The organism is Synechococcus sp. R8-2, from assembly GCF_047461715.1.
Classification (GTDB): Bacteria; Cyanobacteriota; Cyanobacteriia; order Thermostichales; family Thermostichaceae; genus Thermostichus.
The window spans coordinates 1-3,827 of sequence record NZ_JANSHQ010000537.1 but is presented as its reverse complement, the minus strand read 5'-3'; the positions used below and the strand labels follow the sequence as shown (position 1 = coordinate 3,827).

Annotated in this window: 3 protein-coding genes and 1 pseudogene; 2 read left to right on the top strand and 2 right to left on the bottom strand. The window is 59.3% G+C overall.

Annotated elements, in window-relative coordinates:
* Together NW819_RS12090 and mutL are read right to left on the bottom strand one after the other, a co-directional pair.
* Positions 1–858 (bottom strand): vitamin K epoxide reductase family protein (locus NW819_RS12090; RefSeq protein ID WP_414344599.1); only part of this gene is annotated, 858 nt, incomplete at its 3' end.
* Positions 859–894: 36 nt separating this feature from the next.
* Positions 895–2,631, bottom strand: a complete 1,737-nt coding sequence (gene mutL, locus NW819_RS12085; protein ID WP_414413888.1) for a DNA mismatch repair endonuclease MutL — start codon at positions 2,629–2,631, stop codon at positions 895–897.
* Positions 2,632–2,899: 268 nt separating this feature from the next.
* On the opposite strand from mutL, the pseudogene NW819_RS12080 reads away from it, so the two are divergent.
* A pseudogene (locus NW819_RS12080) lies at positions 2,900–3,094 on the top strand (PKHD-type hydroxylase); the annotation flags it as partial.
* 293 nt (positions 3,095–3,387) lie between these two features.
* A complete protein-coding gene (locus tag NW819_RS12075; protein WP_011433838.1) occupies positions 3,388–3,792 on the top strand; it encodes a universal stress protein in 405 nt (134 codons plus the stop codon).
* The last annotated feature ends 35 nt before the right edge of the window (positions 3,793–3,827 follow it).

The window sequence follows — 3,827 nt, the reverse complement described above, 5'->3', positions numbered from 1 at the left end:
TTGACTAGAGTCATGCTCTTCCAGCGGATAGCCAGAGGCCACCGCCAAGGCTTCCAGAGAGCGAACGCCTGTGTAGGTGCGGCCATTGATGATCCAGGTGGGATAGCTGGTGATCCCCGCTTCTGTACATTCTCGAGCCTGTGGAGTGCCGGGGCCGTTGGGGGAGCACTCCACGTAGGGCACTTGGTCGAAAGCTGCCCCGAACAGCTCTTTCTGAGCTTGACAATGAGGGCACCAATAGGCCCCGTACATAGTGCCGCCGATCTGCCGCAGGTGGGCTGCTAACCCTACCGCCAGGGGGCTAGGCGGGGGAACTTGGTTGGCGTACACCCCAATCGTGGTCACCAATGTGAGAAAGGCCACCAGAATGTAGCTGAAGGCCATCTTGCCCCCATCCAGCCAGCGGTGGCCCAGCATGGTCACCAGCCATAGCCCTGCCACCAAGATGATCGCGGTGGTGCAGTACATGCAGAATTGCCGTAGCACTGCCACCATCAGGTAAAGCATGTACATCTCAAAGGCGGTCATGGCGGAAACCAAGCCAAACAGGGCCGGCCAGCGCCACCGCTTCACCAGTGGGATCCCATCCGGCAGCACCGCCAGCGCCAAGACTCCCAGAAACCCCAACAGGCCAACAGCCGCGGTCGGGATCCCCAAAAACTCTGCCCAACGGCTGGAGAGTACCAGGTCACACCCTCCATCCCCAGTGCAGAAGGCGGCGGGCTGCTCCGTCAGCTTGGTGTAGGTGAGATAGGCCGTCAGCAGGGATCCCAGGCCGGCCAGGATCGCCAAGATCAGACGGGAATGGCGCTGCAGCCAGGTCTCTTCTTGGGCTTTGAGTTTGAGATAAGAAGCCATGGAGTTTCAGGGGTTTCAGCAGTTGGACACCCCCGATTATAGTGGGGTGGAGCTGGGCTCGTCCGTGGGATCCGACGCAGAAGAGCGCACCTGGGCGGCAAACCTGTCTCCCAGCGGATCCAGCTCCCATAGGGATCCCAGTTTGGAGTCGGAGATAGGCCGGTCGCAGAGGCCCCAACGGCGGCGGAAGTAACGGGCCAGATCTTTTTCTGCCAGGGCCAGGTAGACCGGGCGACCATGAGGGCAAGTGTGGGGATTGGCGGTGCGCTGCCAAGCTTCCAACAGCTTTTGCATCTGCTCTAGGGTCAGCGGGATCCCATTGCGCAAGGCCCCTCGACAGGCCACCGCCACCTGGGCTGCCTGCACATCTTGACAACGGCTGAGCTCTAGCAGGGATCCCTGTACCTCTTCTGGATCTTCCGACTCCAAAGCCAAAGGGAGGCGTCGAATGAGATGGGTATTGGGGCCGAAGGGTTCCGGCTCCAGCCCCAACTGCTCCAACCGCTCCAGGGCTTGGGGCGATAGTCCTTGCAGCGTTACGGGCGTCTCCGGTGCCACCAGTTGCCAATGCTGCTGGATGTACTCATAGCGAACTCGCTCGTGGGCCAGGTGTTGCTCCACCAGCCATAACCCCTGGGGGTGCTCTGCCAAGATGTAGGTCCGATGCAGTTGGGCCAGCGCCTTGAGGGGGGGCAGGAGAGAAGTTGGGCGGTCAGAGGGAGGAAAACGGCTCTGGAGATCGGGCGAGACTCGATAGACCACCTTGGCCTCGCTGGCCCGGATCAGATGCACAGAGCGGCGGCTGGCCTGCTCGGATCCCAATTGCAGAAGGGAGTGCAGGTGTTGGCGCAACTGCTCCTGGCGGGCCGTCAGATTCTCCAGGTAGAGCTCGCTTTTGGCAGGATGACGGTTCCAATCCACCTGCTCTGGGGGCAGGCGCAGGTGAACAACCACCAGTGGATGACGGTGGCGAGGCAACGCGTGGTGAAAAACCGACTGGATCAGCCGTTGCCAGTCGGGCATCTGCACAAACCGTCCGTTTACGGCCACACGGATCCAATCGGGGTGGGAGCGATGCAGGCGATCCGGCAGGCCCAGCACCACTTCCCAATCGCTATCCCCATCCTGGATCCGCCGATAGCGCAGATCCGTGGGATCCAACTGCGGCAACACCTGCAGCAGCAGATCTTGCAGAGATTTTCCCGGCCAGAGGCTGAGCAGCAATTGCCCTTCCTGATGCACCTGCCAACTGACCCAGGGATGGGCTAGGGCTGCATTCTGCACCAGGGTCAGGAGCGGGCGAGTTTGAGGCAAGGCCCGACGGCGCAGAGGCCAGTCGGCAAACAAATCCGCAACCGTGACCACCGTTCCCAAGGCAGTGGCTGCCGGCTGCTTGTGGATCAGCTCCCCCTGTCGGTCGTAGGCGGCCAGCCAGCCGTGAGCATCGTCAGCGTGGCGGGTTTGGATAGCCAGGGATCCCAAGCGGGCTAGGCTGTGCAGGGCTTCCCCACGAAATCCCAGGCTGCGACCTTCCAGTTTGCTGGTGGTATGGCGGCGGGCCACCTGCTCCAGCTCCGAGGCCGGGATGCCGTGGCCGTTATCCCCCACCCGCACCTGCCAGCGAGTCGGCCAGATCTCCACTTGAATGCGGGTGGCCTGGGCATCGAGGGCATTTTCCAGCAATTCCCGCAGAGCAGCCCCCAGAGAGTCGATCACCTCTCCTGCCGCCATACGGGCAATCCGTTCTGGAGTCAGGGGTTGGATCTGGAACATGACACCAATCCTGCCAATCTGAGGGTCGGGGGCCAACAGAGCCTTAGCTTAACCTTCTCTTGCGGTTTCTGCGGCGGGCAACAGGAGCCTTGCACGCTCTAACCGGTTGAGGTCTGCAGAGGGGGGAAGTGCGCTCGATTTTCCGCTGGCCATTTCTACCGATTCGTTCCAAAGAGGCAATCAAAGCCAGATAAGATTTACATAGGAATAACTTTCATGCTACTGAGGATTTGGCCTCTTCTGATTTTTTGGGTTTCCAGAATATTTTTTGTGTATTGGCAATGTTCTCAACACGGCAGAACTGCAGCAAACTTTGAGCCTTTTATCAGATGCAGATTTTGTGGATGGTGCCCTGACAGCGGGTTGGAATGCCAGGTTTGTCAAAAACAATAGGCAACTGCCCAAGGGATCCCTGCAGCAACAGCAGATCCAGGAGACCATTTCTGCGGCTCTAGATCCCAATTGCCGTTTAGCTTGATCTGGAAGTGGCCCAACGGCAGGAACTGCGTAAACCCCAGCCAAGCACAGCTTCAAAAGGTCGGGCTTTCCCATGAGCAGTATGCAGGGCGTCTTCTACTGCTTATCCAAAAGGGCTCCCGTTTCCGGTTGATGCCAAGCGGCTAAGGTCGAGCCCCTCACAATAGGAAAATGGGCTGGGATCCTTCAGCCCCCGGCAAAGTTGGTAGAATAAAGTCAGCCTTCGCCTTGAACTTGAATTTGGATAGGGACTGGGGTCGACCGTTGGGATCCTCGGCTATGTTCGACAAACTGCTCTTTCCCATCGATAACTCGCGTGAAACCAGCCACGCCTTGCCCTTGGTGGCGGACATAGCACAGCGCTACAAGAGCCAAGTGTATTTGCTTTCTGTGCTGGATGATACGGAGCTTGACCCGGAGCGAGCCGAGCAAGCCCGGCAGAACATCCACAACCTGCTTAAGCAAACGGAGTCCGGCCTGCATCAAATCGGCCTTAGCAACGTCAAGAGTGAGTATCGAGAGGGGAAGGTACCTTTTGTCATCTGTGATGTGGCAGACGAGCTGGAGATCAGCCTGATTGTGATGGGCTGCCGCGGCCTCACCCTATCTGGAGAGGGGCAGAACAACTCCGTGAGCCACCGCGTGATCGATCTCTCCCCCTGCCCGGTGTTGGTCGTGCCCTGAGGAGAGGGATCCCATTGACCAAAAGGCGCGGCAAG

Coding starts and splice junctions, on each gene's coding strand:
- NW819_RS12075 (WP_011433838.1), top strand. CDS start 3,388: ATGTTCGACAAACTGCTCTTTCCCATCGATAACTCGCGTGAAACCAGC.
- mutL (WP_414413888.1), bottom strand. CDS start 2,631: ATGTTCCAGATCCAACCCCTGACTCCAGAACGGATTGCCCGTATGGCG.